Source organism: Pedobacter petrophilus (assembly GCF_009674725.1).
In the GTDB taxonomy this organism is placed as follows: Bacteria; Bacteroidota; Bacteroidia; order Sphingobacteriales; family Sphingobacteriaceae; genus Pedobacter; species Pedobacter petrophilus.
Window position 1 is genome coordinate 100,488 of sequence record NZ_WKKH01000008.1, and the last position, 17,153, is coordinate 117,640.

15 protein-coding genes are annotated in these 17,153 nt (G+C 38.6%); 5 read left to right on the forward strand and 10 right to left on the reverse strand.

Going from position 1 to position 17,153, the window contains the following annotated elements; translation table 11 throughout:
* The first annotated feature begins 54 nt into the window (after positions 1-54).
* Positions 55-1,914, forward strand: coding sequence for a M1 family metallopeptidase (locus GJU39_RS07360; protein ID WP_154280121.1), 1,860 nt, complete (start codon positions 55-57; stop codon positions 1,912-1,914).
* A gap of 53 nt (positions 1,915-1,967) precedes the next feature.
* Here GJU39_RS07360 and queG read toward each other — a convergent pair whose 3' ends face one another.
* Complete coding sequence (gene queG / locus GJU39_RS07365) at positions 1,968-2,903, reverse strand: tRNA epoxyqueuosine(34) reductase QueG (RefSeq protein WP_342448185.1); 936 nt, start codon at positions 2,901-2,903, stop codon at positions 1,968-1,970.
* Positions 2,904-3,039: 136 nt separating this feature from the next.
* Here queG and GJU39_RS07370 point away from each other — a divergent pair, with 136 nt between their 5' ends.
* Entirely contained in the window at positions 3,040-3,246 is a 207-nt protein-coding gene (locus GJU39_RS07370; RefSeq protein WP_154280123.1) for a hypothetical protein, read from the forward strand.
* A gap of 91 nt (positions 3,247-3,337) precedes the next feature.
* Here the strand turns inward: GJU39_RS07370 and GJU39_RS07375 are convergent, their stop codons facing one another.
* From GJU39_RS07375 to pdxH, 4 genes are all read right to left on the reverse strand, one after another.
* Positions 3,338-4,846 carry a carbon-nitrogen hydrolase family protein gene (locus tag GJU39_RS07375; RefSeq protein ID WP_154280125.1) on the reverse strand — a complete coding sequence of 503 codons (1,509 nt, stop codon included), beginning with the start codon at positions 4,844-4,846 and terminating at the stop codon, positions 3,338-3,340.
* Positions 4,847-5,179: 333 nt separating this feature from the next.
* The gene (gene ruvB / locus GJU39_RS07380) at positions 5,180-6,202 is read right to left on the reverse strand and encodes a Holliday junction branch migration DNA helicase RuvB (RefSeq protein WP_154280127.1); all 1,023 of its coding nucleotides are present in this window, start codon (positions 6,200-6,202) and stop codon (positions 5,180-5,182) included.
* Positions 6,203-6,233: 31 nt separating this feature from the next.
* Positions 6,234-7,130, reverse strand: coding sequence for a 3-hydroxyacyl-CoA dehydrogenase family protein (locus GJU39_RS07385; protein WP_154280129.1), 897 nt, complete (start codon positions 7,128-7,130; stop codon positions 6,234-6,236).
* Between the two features lie 334 nt (positions 7,131-7,464).
* The gene (gene pdxH / locus GJU39_RS07390; RefSeq protein ID WP_154280131.1) at positions 7,465-8,115 is read right to left on the reverse strand and encodes a pyridoxamine 5'-phosphate oxidase; all 651 of its coding nucleotides are present in this window, start codon (positions 8,113-8,115) and stop codon (positions 7,465-7,467) included.
* Between the two features lie 46 nt (positions 8,116-8,161).
* Between pdxH and GJU39_RS07395 the strand changes: the two genes are divergently transcribed.
* A complete protein-coding gene (locus GJU39_RS07395; RefSeq protein WP_154280133.1) occupies positions 8,162-8,725 on the forward strand; it encodes a YqgE/AlgH family protein in 564 nt (187 codons plus the stop codon).
* Positions 8,726-8,769: 44 nt separating this feature from the next.
* Here the strand turns inward: GJU39_RS07395 and GJU39_RS07400 are convergent, their stop codons facing one another.
* The 4 genes from GJU39_RS07400 to GJU39_RS07415 form a co-directional block, all read right to left on the reverse strand.
* A complete protein-coding gene (locus GJU39_RS07400) occupies positions 8,770-9,711 on the reverse strand; it encodes a nitrilase family protein (protein ID WP_154280135.1) in 942 nt (313 codons plus the stop codon).
* A gap of 71 nt (positions 9,712-9,782) precedes the next feature.
* Entirely contained in the window at positions 9,783-10,595 is an 813-nt protein-coding gene (locus GJU39_RS07405) for a helix-turn-helix transcriptional regulator (RefSeq protein ID WP_154280137.1), read from the reverse strand.
* Positions 10,596-10,604: 9 nt separating this feature from the next.
* Positions 10,605-11,093, reverse strand: coding sequence for a 5-(carboxyamino)imidazole ribonucleotide mutase (gene purE, locus GJU39_RS07410; protein WP_154280138.1), 489 nt, complete (start codon positions 11,091-11,093; stop codon positions 10,605-10,607).
* A 55-nt stretch (positions 11,094-11,148) separates the two neighbouring features.
* Positions 11,149-12,288 (reverse strand): 5-(carboxyamino)imidazole ribonucleotide synthase, encoded by a 1,140-nt coding sequence (locus tag GJU39_RS07415; protein WP_154280139.1) that lies wholly within the window; start codon positions 12,286-12,288, stop codon positions 11,149-11,151.
* A 55-nt stretch (positions 12,289-12,343) separates the two neighbouring features.
* Between GJU39_RS07415 and GJU39_RS07420 the strand changes: the two genes are divergently transcribed.
* On the forward strand, positions 12,344-13,534 hold the full coding sequence (locus GJU39_RS07420; RefSeq protein ID WP_154280194.1) for a BaiN/RdsA family NAD(P)/FAD-dependent oxidoreductase: 1,191 nt from the start codon (positions 12,344-12,346) through the stop codon (positions 13,532-13,534).
* 123 nt (positions 13,535-13,657) lie between these two features.
* On the opposite strand, the gene GJU39_RS07425 is transcribed toward GJU39_RS07420, so the two are convergent.
* A complete protein-coding gene (locus tag GJU39_RS07425; protein WP_154280141.1) occupies positions 13,658-14,374 on the reverse strand; it encodes a hypothetical protein in 717 nt (238 codons plus the stop codon).
* A gap of 137 nt (positions 14,375-14,511) precedes the next feature.
* On the opposite strand from GJU39_RS07425, the gene GJU39_RS07430 reads away from it, so the two are divergent.
* Positions 14,512-16,707 (forward strand): B12-binding domain-containing radical SAM protein, encoded by a 2,196-nt coding sequence (locus GJU39_RS07430; RefSeq protein ID WP_154280142.1) that lies wholly within the window; start codon positions 14,512-14,514, stop codon positions 16,705-16,707.
* The last annotated feature ends 446 nt before the right edge of the window (positions 16,708-17,153 follow it).

The following is a 17,153-nucleotide window of genomic DNA, read 5'->3' on the forward strand; positions in this document are numbered from 1 at the left end:
GAAAGGCACAGGGCGATATTACTATTCCTTGTGCCTTTTTTAGTTAATAACAAGATGAAAATAGTAAAACTTATTGCCTGGTGTATGCTCATTGGCAGTTCAATTCAGGCACAAACTCAGTTACCTATATTACCCGTTTTTCAGCATACTTATCAGAAAGCTACAAGAAATGTAAATGGAAAGCCGGGCAAAAATTATTGGCAAAATAGCGCTAAGTATAACTTGAAGATAGATTTTAATCCCGCAAGCCGGCTATTAAAAGGTAAAGTTGCGGTGGTTTATACAAATAATAGTCCTGATACATTAAATGAAGTCTGGTTTAAGTTATATCCAAATCTTTATCAAAAAGGTACGCCGAGGAAATCGAAAATAGCAGAGTCAGATTTAAGCGAAGGTGTAGCGATTGAAAAGCTGAGTGCAGCAGGAAATGCAATAAGTAATTACCAGATCGATGGTACGAACATGACTGTTAAGGTTCCTGCGGTGTTGCCTGGTAAAACTATAAAATTCGACATTGATTACCATTATACGCTCAACAAAGGCTCACACCTGCGCACAGGGCAAGTAGATGAAGGTTCACATTTCGTAGCCTATTTCTTTCCAAGAATTGCTGTTTATGATGATGTAGATGGCTGGAACAAGTTTCCTTATACCGGTGCAGAAGAATTTTATAACGATTTTGATCAGTTTAATGCTGAAGTAACTGTGCCTGGTGGATATGGAGTTTGGGCAACCGGAGATCTTCAGAATGCAAGTGATGTTTTCCAGGATCAGATCGTATCCAGGATAGCATCGGCAGAAAAAAATGATGCAGTAATTGATGTGATTACCACGCAGGATTTGGCTGATAAAAAGGTGACGAAAAATAATGCCTTCAACACCTTCAAATTTGAAGCGACTAATGTTACCGACTTTGTTTTTGCTTTAAGCGATCATTATTTATGGAAGTCTGCCAGTTTAGTTGTTGATCCAAAAACAAAAAGAAGAACAAGGGTAGATGCAGTCTTCAATCCGAAACATAAAGATTATTATGAAGTGATTGATTTTGCCCGTAAAACGGTATCCTCGATGAGCTTTGTCTTTCCAAAATGGCCATTCCCATATAGTCATGAAACCATTTTTGATGGACTGGATCAAATGGAATATCCAATGATGGTGAATGATAATCCGGTAGACAGCCGTGAAGACGCAATAACCCTTACTGATCATGAAATTTTCCACACCATGTTCCCGTTCTACATGGGTATAAATGAAACAAAATATGGTTGGATGGATGAAGGCTGGGCCACGATAGGTGAGTGGCTTATTTCACCCATGATCGATTCTACGATGGTTGACGAATATGGAATTCAGCCAACAGCTTCCTCTTCAGGAAGTAAAGATGATTCGCCGATAATGACCTTGACACCTGATTTGAAAGGTTCGGGATCATTTACAAATTCCTACCCAAAACCGGGTTTAGCGTATCTTTTTGTTAAAGACTATTTGGGTGATGAGTTATTTACTAAAGCCCTTCATACCTACATTAAGAATTGGAATGGAAAACACCCCATGCCACACGATTTCTTTAATAGCATAAATGAGGGAAGCGGAAAAAATTTAAACTGGTTTTGGAAACCATGGTTTTTCGAAGGTGGAATCCTCGATTTAGGGATTAAAGCTGTAGATAAAACGAATAGCGGATACACCGTAACGGTTGAAAATAAAGGGATAAAACCTCTTCCAATAGACCTGACTTTAACCTATAGTGATGGCTCGACTGAAAAAAATCACAGCACGATCGGCGTGTGGGAAAAAGGAAATAAATTGGTTACTATCAAAATCAAAACAACCAAAAAGCTTAAAAAGGCAGTAATGGGAAGCAGCCATGTTCCGGATAAATCTAAGGGTGATAATACTTTTAATGTGAACTAGCAGCTACCTGATAGTTAAGGCCTTCCTTTTATGGTGAGGCCTTTTCACATAAACTATTCGGGCTTTAGAAAATCTATGTTTCTTTTTAGTCCATTATATTTTGTTCGCTTTACAGCAGACCCTTTAAATACCTTTTTAAAAACCTCATCGGTGATTTCGGTCAGGTCTTTTGCTGTTAAATCCAATAAGCCATTCTCAGGCTTAAAGGCGTCTTCATTATGGGCTTTAGAAAACCTGTTCCAGGGGCAAACATCCTGGCAAATGTCGCACCCAAACATCCAGTTGTTCATTTTATCTTTGAATTCTGAAGGAATTTCGTTCTTCAGCTCAATGGTTAAGTAGGAAATGCACTTCGTTCCATCTACCACCTGAGGAGCAATAATGGCATCTGTAGGACAAGCATCTAAACAACGCGTGCAAGTGCCACAGTGATCAGTTTGAAACGGATGATCGTAATCCAGCTCTAAATCGATTATGAGTTCAGCAAGAAAGAAAAAAGAGCCTTCCGTTTTGCTAATCAAATTAGCGTTTTTACCGATCCAGCCGATGCCGGATTTTTTTGCCCAGGCGCGATCCAAAACAGGAGCGGAGTCTACAAAAGCCCTGCCGGAAACTTCGCCTATATTTTCTTCTATAAAATAAGTTAATGCTTTTAGTTTGTCCTTTATTACGGTATGATAATCTTGTCCGTAGGCATATTTTGAAATTTTTGGGGCATTAGGGTCTAGTTGCTTCTCGTCAGTATAATAATTTAAAGATAAAGAGATTACTGATTTAGCGCCATCCACCAGAAGCCTCGGATCAAGGCGTTTATCAAAGTAATTTTCCATATACTTCATCTCGCCATGATGATTTTGATGCAACCATTTCTCCAGTCTAGGTGCTTCATTTTCCAGAAACTCTGCTTTAGAAATACCAACATCCAGAAAGCCAAGGCGTTTGGCTTCATCCTTTATTAATTGACTATATTTTGCAGCATTATTGTACACAGATATGCAAAGATAAGGCTTAGGATTTAAAACATTTTCATTAATCCCGTGTTTTCATTACAGAACTAAATTAATTAATTGTGTTGCTTACAGAATCAGTAATTGATGGTGTGAGGACTTCACTCAACTAAGACATATGGAAGATATAGATCCAAAGCATACGGAATCAGGAGAAGCTCCTAAACCGATTGAACAAGATTACGAAAGTCATAAAGAAGACCCGGGACCGGCAAAGCCAGCGGTAACAGAAAAAGATGAAAACGGGGCAGGTTCTGTATTAAAATGGATTTTGCCAATTGCCGTAATCATTGGGATTATCGTATGGTTTGCATTAAGGAAATAATTAGCTTTAGATTAGAATGAAATGCCGGTTGTTGATGCGACCGGCATTTTTTTATGTTTATTTTTACATCCTATTAGATAAGAAACTTTATCTATTTCAATAATTTAGTTTGGTACAAATCAGTACGTCTATCTTTCAAAACCTTAACAGTTCCATAGTGGTGTAATTCATCTAGAAGGTGGAGATCAACATCAACAACTAATACCATTTCCGTATTAGGTGTGGCTTCTGCCTTTACCGCATTAGTTGGAAAAGCAAAATCTGATGGTGTGAAAACTGCAGATTGGGCAAATTGAATATCCATATTATTAACTTTTGGCAAGTTACCCACGCAACCTGCAATAGCCACATAACATTCATTTTCTATTGCCCTGGCTTGTGCGCAATGTCTCACCCTTGTATATCCGTTTTGGGTATCTGTTAAAAACGGAACGAATAAAATTTGCATGCCTTGATCAGCGTATATTCTGCTCAATTCAGGGAACTCCACATCATAGCAGATCAAAATCCCGATTTTACCACAGTCAGTATCAAAAACCTGCACCTTATCGCCACCGATCATTCCATAGTATTTTTGTTCATTAGGCGTGATGTGAATTTTTCTATACTCATCTATTTTACCAGTTCTATGGCACAGATAGGTAGCATTGTATAACTTTCCATTTTCTAGTAAAGGCATACTTCCGGTGATGATGTTCACATTGTAGCTCAATGCATATTCATGCATTCTATCTACAATCTCCTGTGTTTTTTCCGCCAATTTACGCATCGCTTCAATTTCAGGAAGGTGATTGTAAGGTTGGAGTAATGGCGTGTTAAACAACTCGGGGAACATGATGAAATCGGATTTGTATCCACTTAGCGCATCAACGAAGAACTCCACCTGCTCATAGAAAACATCCATATCCGGAAACAATCGCATTTCCCATTGTACCAATCCAAGTCTGATCGTCATTGCCGACCTTGCGGAAGCATCTACCCCCTGGTAATAGATATTATTCCATTCAATTAGCGTGGCAAACTCTTTTGATTCTTTATCACCTGGGAGATAATTTTTCAAAACTTTACGAACGTGAAAGTCATTGGAAATTTGAAAAGTTAAGGTTGGATCGTAAATTTCTTTCGCTTTAACTTTATCGATGTATTGTCTGGGTGTTAAAGTTTCAGAATAGGTGTGGTACCCCGGGATTCTTCCCCCCGCAATAATACTTTTTAAATTTAAGCTTTCACAAAGTTCTTTTCTAGCTTCATAAAGTCTTCTTCCCAGTCTTAATCCGCGAAAATCAGGATGTACAAAAATTTCGATCCCATATAATGTATCTCCATTTGGATCATGAGTAGAGAAAGAATAATCACCCGTAATTAATTTATAGGTATGGCGATCGCCGTATTCATCATATTCAACAATTATAGCGAGTGAGCAGGCAACAACTTTATCATCTACAGCAATACAAAGCTGACCTTCAGGAAATATATTTAAGAGTTTTGCTATACTCGATTTTGGCCAGATTGAGCCACCCATGCTGTCATAGGCCTGGAGCATCGATTCTTTTAAGTCAGCATAATCCTCAAGGGTTAGCTTACGTAATTCAATATTCATAATTTGTTGGTTTTACCCTTACTGAACGGTTTAGGGTGTTAAATGTTTGGTGAAATTAAAAGAATCTTCGATGACTTCTTAAAGATGTTTCACTTCTTTTAAGGATATCATGTATTTAGTTAATGTCAAAAAATCAAATCAGCTGTCATCAGGGGCTTAACCTTTAGGGGTTAAAATACATTAGATCTAAAATTGTTAGAATCGGTATATGAATGAGCATTAAAATACGAATCCAAAAGTTGGGTTTATTGGTAAAAAGTCAGGTAGTTTAATGATTTGGTGGATTAGGTTTCCCTGCAGATTTAAAACGGTAAACAGGCGGTTTATTAAAGCCTAAAATAGTTTTCCGGTTTGCGCTGGATAATTCTTCTTCAAATGCTTGTATGCGGCTTCTGTAACTTCACGGCCACGAGATGTACGCATAATAAAGCCTTCCTGAATTAGAAAAGGTTCGTAAACCTCTTCAATGGTTCCTTCATCTTCACCAACTGCAGTCGCAATGGTTTTTAAGCCCACTGGTCCGCCTTTAAATTTGTCGATAATGGTTGTCAGGATCTTATTATCCATTTCATCCAGACCATGCTCATCCACATTAAGGGCATTCAAAGCGTAATTGGCAATATCGGGATCTATACTTCCGGTACCTTTTATCTGTGCGAAATCTCTTGTACGGCGGAGCAGTGCATTTGCAATACGAGGTGTACCACGACTCCGGCGAGCAATTTCAAATGCTCCTTCATCACTGATAGGTGTATTTAAGATGTCTGATGATCTAAGAACAATCGTAGTTAATAGTTTTGCATCATAATACGCAAGGCGACAATTAATTCCAAATCTGGCTCTCAATGGAGCGGTAAGTAATCCAGATCGGGTAGTGGCACCAACTAAAGTAAACGGGTTTAATGAAATCTGAACGGAACGTGCATTTGGCCCGGTTTCAAGCATAATATCAATCTTGAAATCTTCCATTGCAGAGTAAAGATATTCTTCAACAACAGGGGACAGGCGATGAATTTCATCAATAAAAAGAATATCACCTTCATCGAGACCAGTCAAAAGGCCAGCCAAATCACCGGGTTTATCCAGAACAGGACCTGAGGTTACTTTTATCCCCGCGCCCATTTCGTTGGCAATGATGTAAGAAAGTGTGGTTTTGCCTAAACCCGGAGGCCCGTGCAACAATACATGATCTAAAGCTTCGCCACGAAGTTTTGCTGCCTGAACAAAAATCCGCAGGTTTTCCATCACTTTTTCCTGACCTGTAAAATCCTCAAATGCCTGCGGCCTTAATACCCTTTCAATATCGCGATCGATAGGGGTGAGGTTGTTTGCATCCGGATCAAGATTTTCGTTCATAACGCAAATATAAAATAAAATGCTAAAAAAATTAGGATTTTTTGAATTTATCTGAAACGATTAAATCCTTAGATCCCGCGGTATAGCGATAAAATCCTTCGCCGGATTTTACACCTTTCCTGCCGGCGGCAACCATGTTAATTAATAACGGGCAGGGCGCATATTTTGAGTTTCCAAATCCATCATGTAATACTTTCAAAATAGCCAGGCATACATCAAGTCCGATAAAGTCTGCCAGTTGCAGCGGCCCCATTGGATGGGCCATTCCAAGTTTCATTACCGTATCGATTTCATATACTCCGGCAACGCCTTCATACAAAGTGTAAATGGCTTCGTTAATCATCGGCATTAAAATCCGATTGGCAACAAAACCCGGATAATCATTTACTTCTACAGGTGTTTTTTCCAGGCTTTTTGAAAGTTCCATGATGGTATCGGTCGTTTCGTTGCTGGTTTGATAACCACGAATGACTTCAACCAATTTCATCACGGGTACGGGATTCATGAAATGCATCCCGATCACCTTTTCGCCACGAGACGTAACCGCAGCAATTTGGGTAATTGATATGGACGAGGTATTGGAAGCTAGAATTGCACTTTTAGGGGCGTGAAGATCTAAATCCTTGAAAATTTTTAGTTTCAGATCGATATTTTCCGTTGCCGCCTCTACAATTAAATCTGCAGTTGCCACGCCTTCACTAATTACGGTAAAGGTACTGATATTTTGAAGTGTAACCTGCTTTTGATGATCGGTAAGTGTACCTTTTGCTACCTGTCGATCCAGATTTTTTTCTATCGTCTTTAATGCCTGGTCAAGCGCGGTTTGATTAATGTCGATCAGGTTCACCTGATAATTAAATTGAGCGAACACATGTGCGATGCCGTTCCCCATGGTTCCTGATCCTATAACTGCGACGTTTTTAATCATGATAATTTCTTTGGTTAGCGTAAATAACTTTAGCAACCCTGGTTGTTGCTGTTAAAATCTGTTAAAAAAACTCGGTTTTAGTTAAATAAAATCTTTAACCGATTCAAAGCCTGCTTTCATCGACGAACGTGTTTTTAAGCCTGGTTTTTTGAATAAATTTGATCATCAAGCAAACAAAATTAGATTTTAATTGCTTTTAAGAAATGAATTTAGCCGTCGGATTTTAAAATCTGACGTTTTTATAAAATACTTCCTTCAATTTAGGTTAGTTAATGATTAGTTAGAAATAGAGATCGGGCTGGATAGCGGATCTCTATTTCATTTTTATATCAAACTAAGGCGCTAATCTTGATTTCACCCACTCGTTTTTCATCCATTCAAAATTCACACGATCGTGCAATCTGCTTCTTCGGCCCTGCCAGAATTCAACTCGTGTTGGTTTTACCACATAACCACCCCAATGCGCTGGTTTAATGATCGTTTTATCTTCACTCTTAGCTCTTAAATCTTCGAATTTTTCTTCTAAAAAAGACCTGTTTGGAATGACCTGACTTTGCGGTGAGGCAATGGCACCAATCTGACTTGCAATAGGGCGGGTATTGAAATACTCTTCGGAAGTTTCTTTATCAAGTTTTTCTACCGTGCCTTCAATTCTAACCTGTCGTTCTAATTCTGGCCAGAAGAAGACCAAAGCTGCGTAAGGATTTTTTTTCAATTCTTTTCCTTTGGCACTTAAATAATTGGTAAAGAATCTAAACCCTTTATCATCAAAGCCCTTTAATAACACAATCCTGGCATCCGGACGGCCAGATTTGTCAGCTGTGGCTAATGTCATTACATTTGGTTCATGAATCTGCGCTTCAACAGCGTGTTCAAACCATGTTTTAAACTGAGTAATAGGATTGTTATCTACGTCAGACTCATCTAACGTGGCGCTTTTATATTCTTGGCGCAGGTTTTGTAGAAATTCATTAGTAACTTGCATTTAACAAAAATAGGCATCTTTTATGGTGCTACAAATGATAATCGTCATGCTAAACAATATAAAACCGAAAACTGGCCGTTTATTGATCTCTGAACCCTTCATGTCTAATCCAAATTTTAAGAGATCTGTTGTATTATTGTCCGAGCATGGTGCTGACGGATCTGTAGGTTATATCTTAAACCAGGTTGCAGATGTTATTTTAAAAGATGTGATGCAGGATTTATGGCAGGCAGACAATCATATTTATTTTGGCGGTCCTGTGGCTGCTGATACCTTACATTTCATCCATCGTGCTTACGATAAATTGCAGAGCGGTGAACCCATCGGAAACGGGCTATACTGGGGAGGTAACTTTGAAACCCTTAAAATTCTAATCAATACGAATGCGATTGATGAAAGCGAGGTTAAATTCTTTATGGGCTATTCCGGCTGGGAAAACGGGCAACTGGATCAGGAGTTGGCGCAAAATGCCTGGATGGTAAGTGAGGTTTCATATCTTGATCTTATTTTTGGAAATGATGATGAGAAGCTTTGGAGAGACGTTATTGTAAACCTGGGTCCGAAATATGCTCACGTAAGCAATTTTCCCATAGACCCAAGTTTGAATTAGTTTCAGTTAATGGCTGTACCTGTTAAATGAAAATTTTACTTTGGTTACAACCATGCCACTTTTTGGATGCTTTTATGCGGTTTACCTATAATTTCTGCATATAGTTCAGGCTTTCTGGCTTCCAGATAACGGTGTCCACCAGCATTAATAAGGTGCGCTTTATTTAATTCTGCAATTGTAAAAGAATCTTCAAGTGACCTGCATTCGGCAACAACATCGCCATAAGGATCAATTATCATGGCACAACCATTCTTCAGCTGATCATCGTCCATACCAATGGGGTTGGAGAAAATTACATAAATGGCATTATCATAGGCCCTTGCAGGTAGCCACTTCATTAGCCATTGCCTTCCTTTTAAGCCATCAAACTCTTTACGCAACTCTATTTCATTTGCTTTTTTATCTTTCCATAATTCAGGATCTACAAAGCCAGCGCCTGGCCTGGTAGATGGCGTACACATGGTTACATGGGGCATAAATATAACCTGGGCACCAAGCAAAGTTGTAGCACGAACGTTTTCAATAATGTTATTGTCATAGCAAATCAAAATACCACATTTCCAGCCATGAATATCAAAAACGGTATAACTCGTACCTGGGGAAAGGTGTGGGTTAATAAAAGGGTGGATTTTTCTGTGCTTTGCCAATAAACCAGTTTCATTAACACAAACATGTGCTTTGTACAAATTTCCATCTTCATCCTTTTCAAACAGACCGGCTAAAATGGTAATCTTGCATCTCCTGGCAATACTAATAAGTGCTTTTATGCTCGGCCCGTCAGGAATAAGTTCTGCAAGATCAAGCATTTGCTGCCGGTTTAAATTTCTTGCAAAAGTATATCCGGTAATGGAGCATTCATGAAAATTAATTACGTTAGCGCCTGCTTCTGCAGCTTTCATGGATAGTTTTTCAATAATACCGAGGTTATATGCCTTATCGCTATTTTTGTTCTCAAACTGTGCCGTGGCAATTTTTAAGTTTTTCATCTGGATCATCTTTAATTGATGATACAAAGATGAGATGAAGCCTTTTCTGAAAATTGGAGAAAACCGACAATTTATGATCCCAGCAGGAGGAAATTAACCGCGAGCAAATTGGCATTTGCCTGATATTGGAGAGGTGTTAAACCCGTGTTTTTTTTAAAAATGTTATTTAACTGCGATTGATCGTAATAACCACAATGGTAACTGATTTCGGAAATATTTGTAGTGGGATTTGCTGTTTTGAGACATTTAAGGAAATATTGAAGCCTGATAATACCCGCAAACTTTTTTGGACTTAAACCAATATGCTCCAGAAATTTTCTTTCCAATTGTCTTTCTGTTGCCGGAATATCTTTAAATATTTTTGTCGGGCCTTTCATTCCCTTATGGGCATAAATTTGTTTGACAGATGTAGATACGATATCATCGTGATAGGTCTTTTTAATGGCCCTGTTGAATAAAAAATCTTCAATCAAACTAATCGCGACTGCGTTGTCAGGTTGTTCCTGAACGCTTTCTATCAGTAACCGGCCTGAATGACCGGTAAGATCCGCAAAAGGGATGGTTTTGTCGTTAATTTCAAAGGCGGCAATGTTGAATAATTTTAGTAGAGCCGAAGGCTGTAATACAATAATCAGCATATCCATCTCTGCGGTAGCAGATATGGTGTTGAATTGGGTAATCTGCCCATATACAAAACAGTTGGGCTGTACGTCAAAACAACCATTTTTGTCGCTTATTTGAATAAAAGGGGCCTTTCTATGGAAAACGATTCCGGGGCTACCATCAGAGAAAATCCGAAAATCAGGATGGCTACAGGCATTACTTGATAGCACCAAATAATGCCTTACAATGCCCTGCAAAAAAGGAGATGGCGCTATTTGCATAAATGAAATCTAATTTTCCATCTCTTCAGCACTTTCTTCCACTTTTCTTCTCAGCTCATCTTTATAAGCCTGCATTTTAACCGTTAAAGATTCATCGGCAGTGGCTAAAATTTGCGCAGCCAGTAAACCAGCGTTTTTAGCAGCATTAAGGGCTACAGTTGCCACAGGAATACCATTTGGCATTTGTAGAATAGATAAAATACTGTCCCAGCCATCAATAGAATTTGATGATTTTACAGGTACACCAATTACAGGCAATGTGGTAATGGAAGCAACCATTCCAGGTAAATGCGCAGCACCACCAGCACCCGCAATAATCACTTTTAAACCTCTTCCCTGGGCTTCCTTTGCATAATTAAACATGCGTTCCGGCGTTCTGTGGGCAGATACAACGGTGATTTCGTAGCTGATTCCAAATTCTTTTAATACATCAGCAGCATCCTGCATTACAGGCAAATCAGATTTGCTTCCCATAATTATTCCTACTTTTGCGCTCATATTTTTTGCTCTTATATCTTTTATCTTTGTTCTTATATCTTTGTTTTTTATTCTTTTACGCAATAACTCTTAAAGTTTTTTGAACATATCTCGCCTTTTCAATGGCTTTATCTCTGTCTATATCAACAATGGTTACGTGGCCCATTTTCCGGAACGGTTTGGTATATTTTTTACCATAAAGGTGAACAAAGACGCCATCGATGGCAAGAATCTTCTCCAGATTTTCATATTTAGCTACACCTTCTGAACCCTTTTCGCCCAGCAAATTAATCATAACGGCATTGGTGATACTAGTGGTATCGCCTAATGGCAAATTATAAACAGAGCGTAAATGCTGCTCGAATTGAGAAACATAATTTCCTTCAATCGTGTGATGACCACTGTTATGCGGACGAGGAGCAACTTCATTTACCAATATTTCTCCTTCTCTGGTAACGAACATCTCTACTGCTAAAATACCGGTAATATTCATTGCTGATGCAATATTTTTCGCAATATTCTCTGCTTTTTGCTGCAAGCTTTCTGCGTAGGTAGAAGGCGAGATCAGGAACTCGACTAAATTTGCTTCGGCATTAAATTCCATTTCAACCATTGGAAAGGTTTTCATATCGCCTTTAGCATTCCGCGCTACAATTACGGCAACTTCCTTTTCAAAATCTACCAGCTTTTCAATGATACAAGGTGCATCGAAAGCGTCTGCTAAATCTTCTGCACTGTTTATCCGCATTACACCTTTGCCATCGTAACCATCTTTACGTAATTTTAAGATGTATGGAAAGTGGAACGGACTATTTGCAATATCCTCTTTGGTATTTACAATTTGAAAAGGAGAGGTTGGGATATCATTTTCTTTAAAAAATTGTTTTTGAACGCCCTTATCTTGAATTAAACGGATTACCCTCGATTGCGGGAAAACTTGTTTTCCTTCCTTCTCCAGTTGCTCTAATGCCTCAATATTTACTTTTTCTATTTCGATTGTAATCACATCTGCTTTCTTTCCGAAATTATAAACGGTGTCGAAATCGGTAATCGAACCGTTTTCAAAGTAATTTGCAAGGTGTTTACAGGGAGCATCCGGATCAGGATCTAAAACTAAAGAAGTTACGTTGTAGTTGATCGCCTGCTGAATAAGCATTCTGCCCAGTTGTCCACCACCTAAAATACCTAATTTTAATTCGCTTATCTGTTTTGCCATGAGGGGTTGAAAATTATGCTAATTTTGTACAAAAGTAACAATTTTAGGTTTAATGATGGATGCAGATGCGATTATTATTGGTGCCGGTGCCTGTGGATTAATGTGTGCAGTACAGGCTGGCTATCTTGGCAAAAAGGTTATCGTACTGGAAAAGAACGAAAAACCCGGAGCAAAGATTTTAATTTCCGGTGGTGGTCGCTGTAATTACACCAATCAATTTACTACAGCTGAACAATTTATATCTGCAAATCCGCATTTTATAAAATCGGCTTTCAACCAGTGGACGGTGGAAGATACCATTGGTTTTTTCGAAACTTACGGCATATCGGGTAAAGAAAAAACCTTAGGTCAGTTGTTCCCAGAGGATAAAAATGCTAAAGATGTGGTGGAAATGTTTACCGCTGCCTGCGCCGATTTCGGACAGGAAATCAGAACCAAAGCTGATGTTAAAGACCTTGATGTGCTACCGAATGGCTTTAAAGTTGCCTATGAAAAGAATGGCAAAACAATTTCGTTAACTGCTGAAAAGTTGGTGATTGCTACCGGTGGTTTACCAATTCCTAAAATGGGTGCTACAGACTTCGCTTTGCGTTTCGCCCGGAAAAATCATTTAAACGTTATAGAAACAGCTCCGGCCCTGGTGCCCCTAACCATTACCGGAAAGGATGAAGAGTGGTTTGCGCAACTTTCTGGTAATTCAGTTTTTTGCGAAGTGAGTAACGACGAGATTTCTTTTGAAGAAAATATATTGTTTACACACTGGGGGTTAAGCGGACCTGCGATATTGCAGATTTCTTCATTTTGGCGAAGGGGAGAGGTGGTTAATTTGAATTTATTACCAAGCGAAAATATCGTTTTATTATTGGATGAAGAGCGTCGATCAAATGGAAAAACATTAGTGTCTACATTATTAAACCGTTTTTATACCAAAAAATTAACAGATGCATTAGGCAAGTTTTTACCATTGAGTAAACCGGTAGCCTCGTTAACCAGCGCCGAAATTCAATTAATAGATCAAACCATTCATAGGTTTAAAGTTAAGCCGGCCGGCGATAAGGGTTATGACAAAGCTGAAGTGATGCGTGGCGGAATTGATACCAATGATATTTCTTCCAAAACGCTCGAATGTAAAAAAATCCCCAACCTGTTCTTTGGTGGTGAGTGTTTAGACGTTACCGGTTGGCTTGGTGGTTATAATTTCCAGTGGGCCTGGGCAAGCGGCTTTGTAATTGCACAGAATTTATAAATAATTCCGTGATTGCTGAGTTTCCTTGGCAAAAAAACCAAACTTAATCCAAATAATTGCTACAGAAGCAAGAACTATACAGAAAAGATAAAATTAATTCTGTAATTTATTTAGAGAAGAATCCTACAAATACACGTTAGGCATAATTTCCCATGCCCATGGTTTTTTGAAAGTTTTAAAAGTTCTTAACTGAGAAAAGTAAAGTACTTCACTTGTTCTGCGATTAGCAATATCCCTGCGGTGCAGATTTCCAACTGTGGTAAATAATTCACGGGTATTAAAGTCGTAAATTCTTTCCGTCATATCGCCGGTATTCTGGTTAAAATAAAGGTTAATTGCATTGGTGAGAAACCAGTCTTGCTTCTGGAATTTAAAGGTATACCCTAATTCCCAGCGCCATTCACTTCCACCTCTGAATCTTAGAAACAATTGGTGCTCTTTTATCTCAATTTGTTGTAAAGGATCGCCTAGTTTCCCGCCTTCTTCAGAACGTAAGATAAAGTCGTTGTTTTGGGCAGACAATTGATAGTTTCCAGTTGATTTGTTTTTAAAATAAATAGCTAAAATGCGCGGTTTTTGGGTTTCTTTGATAATCTCAGAATTATTATCGCCATATGTTCTGGTTTCATCAACTGTTTTCTCTGATTCAAAAACCAGTGCCAGGTCATCATTTCCGTCATTATTTAAATCTCCTGTCGCGGTTTTAATTATGTTCCATCCGGCAGGCGTAAGTTGTGCAACGGAGGTGCTTTGCAGTTTTACTTTAGGAAAAACAAATGATTTTTGAGCAAAAGACGTTTGTACAAAAAGTATAAAAAAAAGGTATAGCAAAAATCTCATTGGTAGTATTAGGCGGATGTAGGTATAAAACGTGGTTTTAGAAGTTTTAGTTTGCAGAATTTGTTATGCCGAAATAATTCAGCATAACGAACGTGTAATCTACAAAATCCCGTACTTTTGCATTTTAAGTATTTCGTTTGAAGACAGAACTTTTTATCATCACGCCGCCTTTTACTCAACTGAATACACCGTATCCAGCTACGGCGTATATAACAGGCTTTCTAAACACAAAAAATATAAGTTCTACACAGGCCGATTTAGGTATTGAAGTCATTCTTAAGATATTTTCGAAGAAAGGATTAACAGATCTTTTTACGGTAAAAAGCCCGAAGCCATTAAGCACTAATTCAAAGCGGATTCTCGCACTGAAAGATGAATATTTAAAAACGATAGATTCGGTAATTGATTTTCTTCAGGGTAAAAACCCGACTTTAGCCCTGCAAATCTGTGGTGACGATTTCCTTCCTCAAGCCTCCAGGTTTGCACAGCTGGAAGAATTGGACTGGGCTTTCGGGGCGATGGGCACCCAGGATAAAGCCAAACACTTAGCGACCCTTTACCTGGAAGACATCTCTGATTATATAGTAGAATGCGTAGATGAAAACTTTGGGTTTAGCCGCTATGCAGAGCGTTTAGGTAGAAGTGCCAACTCCTTTGATGAACTCCACCAGGCTTTGGAAAAGGAACCCAGTTATATTGATAAGATTCTGATCTCCGTTCTGGAAAGTTACATTGAAATAGTCCAACCTAAGTTATTTTTGATTTCAGTTCCTTTTCCGGGCAATTTATATAGTGCCTTCCGATCGGCACAATGGGTAAAAAAACATCACCCGGAAATAAAAATTTCAATGGGTGGAGGATTTCCAAATACAGAATTGAGGTCGCTTTCTGATCCCCGTGTTTTCGATTTTTTCGATTTCATCACTTTAGATGATGGGGAACTGCCGATAGAGTTGCTCATTCAAAACATCAGCGGAGCGGTTCCTGCAGAGATGCAGATGTACAAACGTACATTTATGCTTCAAAATGGTGAAGTGGTGTATAGAAATGACTCGTTCAGAAAAGATTACAAACAAGCTGATGTAGGTACGCCAGATTATTCTGGTTTGCTTTTAGATCAATACATTTCCGTAATTGAGATCGTTAACCCCATGCACCGGATGTGGAGCGATGGCCGTTGGAATAAACTGACCATGGCGCATGGTTGTTATTGGGGCAAATGTACTTTTTGCGATATCTCTTTAGATTACATTAAGGTTTATGAGCCGGTTCAGGCGAAGCAGATTGTAGACCGGATTGAAGAGTTATCCTTAAAAACAGGACAAAACGGTTTTCACTTTGTGGATGAGGCTGCACCGCCGGCTTTAATGCGAGAGGTGGCTTTAGAAATTCTTCGACGGAAATTAGCCGTAACCTGGTGGACAAATATTCGTTTTGAAAAAAGTTTTACGGCCGATTTATGTTTGCTGTTAAAAGCATCGGGTTGTATTGCGGTTTCCGGTGGATTGGAAGTGGCGTCAGATCGTCTATTAAAGCTGATCGAAAAAGGAGTGACGGTGGAACAGGTTGCTCGTGTAACCCGAAACTTCACTGAAGCAGGCATTATGGTGCATGCCTATTTAATGTATGGCTATCCTACACAAACCATTCAGGAAACGGTTGATAGCCTGGAAATGGTTCGGCAATTGTTTGAAGCGGGGATTTTGCAGTCGGGTTTTTGGCATCAATTTGCCATGACGGCACATAGTCCGGTAGGTTTGTACCCCGAAAGGTTTGGCGTAGTTAAAGAAACCGAAGCCATTGGAACATTTGCAAATAATGATATTAATTACATAGATAAAACGGGTATTGATCATGATAAATTTAGCTTTGGTTTGAAAAAATCGCTGTTTAATTTTATGCATGGCATCTGTTTCGATTATGAACTTCAAGACTGGTTCGACTTTAAGATTACAAGAACCAAAATTCCAGCAGATTTCATTGAGAAGGCATTAAATGAAGATCAGAATTTCAATACCAAACCCACTGCGAAAGTAATTTGGTTAGGCACCAGCCCGGAAGCTGAATACTTTATCAAAACTAAAAAAGGAAATTCATGGGAAATGGCGACGCTAACTTTCCAGGATAAAAAAGAAACTTTTACTATCCAAACCAACAAGAATGAAGGAGCGTGGCTGGTTTCGATTTTAGATAAGATCAAGGTGGCTTCAGATCAGACTTATTCTTTTCAGGATGTTAAAACCGACTTCGAATGTGAAATGGAAAATTTCGAATTGTTTTGGTATTCCAAACCCATAAATACGCTAAGAGATTTCGGGTTATTAGTACTTTAACGCAATAGCGCTACACTTATATTTATCTGTGGAGAGCTTTAGATCCCTGAAACAATAGCTGCCATAACAATTGGAGCCATGCGTTTACGTTAACACTTATTTAATAAAGTGAATGTATATGTCTGATTTAAAAAATCTAAAATTTCATCTTAAAACTCGCTAAGAAGAAAATGATACAGAATACGATAAGGGAATTCAAAATAAACAATAACCAGCTAAGTGTTGATTTTTTGTCCTTAATTAGGGATATAATAGCACTCATGTAAGCCATCGCCATTATTACTAAAAACAGGTTAACTGTTGGGATTCCAAGCAGATCATATCCGCTATGAGAAAAAACAAGGCATCCTAAAACAAGAAAACTTGCAGAGGCAATACGATATAATTTGCTGTTATTCATGTGAGTTTATTAACCACATAAGAAATTAGATCATGACGGATCATTT

Coding starts and splice junctions, on each gene's coding strand:
- GJU39_RS07360 (WP_154280121.1), top strand. CDS start 55: ATGAAAATAGTAAAACTTATTGCCTGGTGTATGCTCATTGGCAGTTCA.
- GJU39_RS07370 (WP_154280123.1), top strand. CDS start 3,040: ATGGAAGATATAGATCCAAAGCATACGGAATCAGGAGAAGCTCCTAAA.
- GJU39_RS07375 (WP_154280125.1), bottom strand. CDS start 4,846: ATGAATATTGAATTACGTAAGCTAACCCTTGAGGATTATGCTGACTTA.
- ruvB (WP_154280127.1), bottom strand. CDS start 6,202: ATGAACGAAAATCTTGATCCGGATGCAAACAACCTCACCCCTATCGAT.
- GJU39_RS07385 (WP_154280129.1), bottom strand. CDS start 7,130: ATGATTAAAAACGTCGCAGTTATAGGATCAGGAACCATGGGGAACGGC.
- pdxH (WP_154280131.1), bottom strand. CDS start 8,115: ATGCAAGTTACTAATGAATTTCTACAAAACCTGCGCCAAGAATATAAA.
- GJU39_RS07395 (WP_154280133.1), top strand. CDS start 8,162: ATGCTAAACAATATAAAACCGAAAACTGGCCGTTTATTGATCTCTGAA.
- GJU39_RS07400 (WP_154280135.1), bottom strand. CDS start 9,711: ATGAAAAACTTAAAAATTGCCACGGCACAGTTTGAGAACAAAAATAGC.
- GJU39_RS07405 (WP_154280137.1), bottom strand. CDS start 10,595: ATGCAAATAGCGCCATCTCCTTTTTTGCAGGGCATTGTAAGGCATTAT.
- purE (WP_154280138.1), bottom strand. CDS start 11,093: ATGAGCGCAAAAGTAGGAATAATTATGGGAAGCAAATCTGATTTGCCT.
- GJU39_RS07415 (WP_154280139.1), bottom strand. CDS start 12,288: ATGGCAAAACAGATAAGCGAATTAAAATTAGGTATTTTAGGTGGTGGA.
- GJU39_RS07420 (WP_154280194.1), top strand. CDS start 12,344: ATGGATGCAGATGCGATTATTATTGGTGCCGGTGCCTGTGGATTAATG.
- GJU39_RS07425 (WP_154280141.1), bottom strand. CDS start 14,374: ATGAGATTTTTGCTATACCTTTTTTTTATACTTTTTGTACAAACGTCT.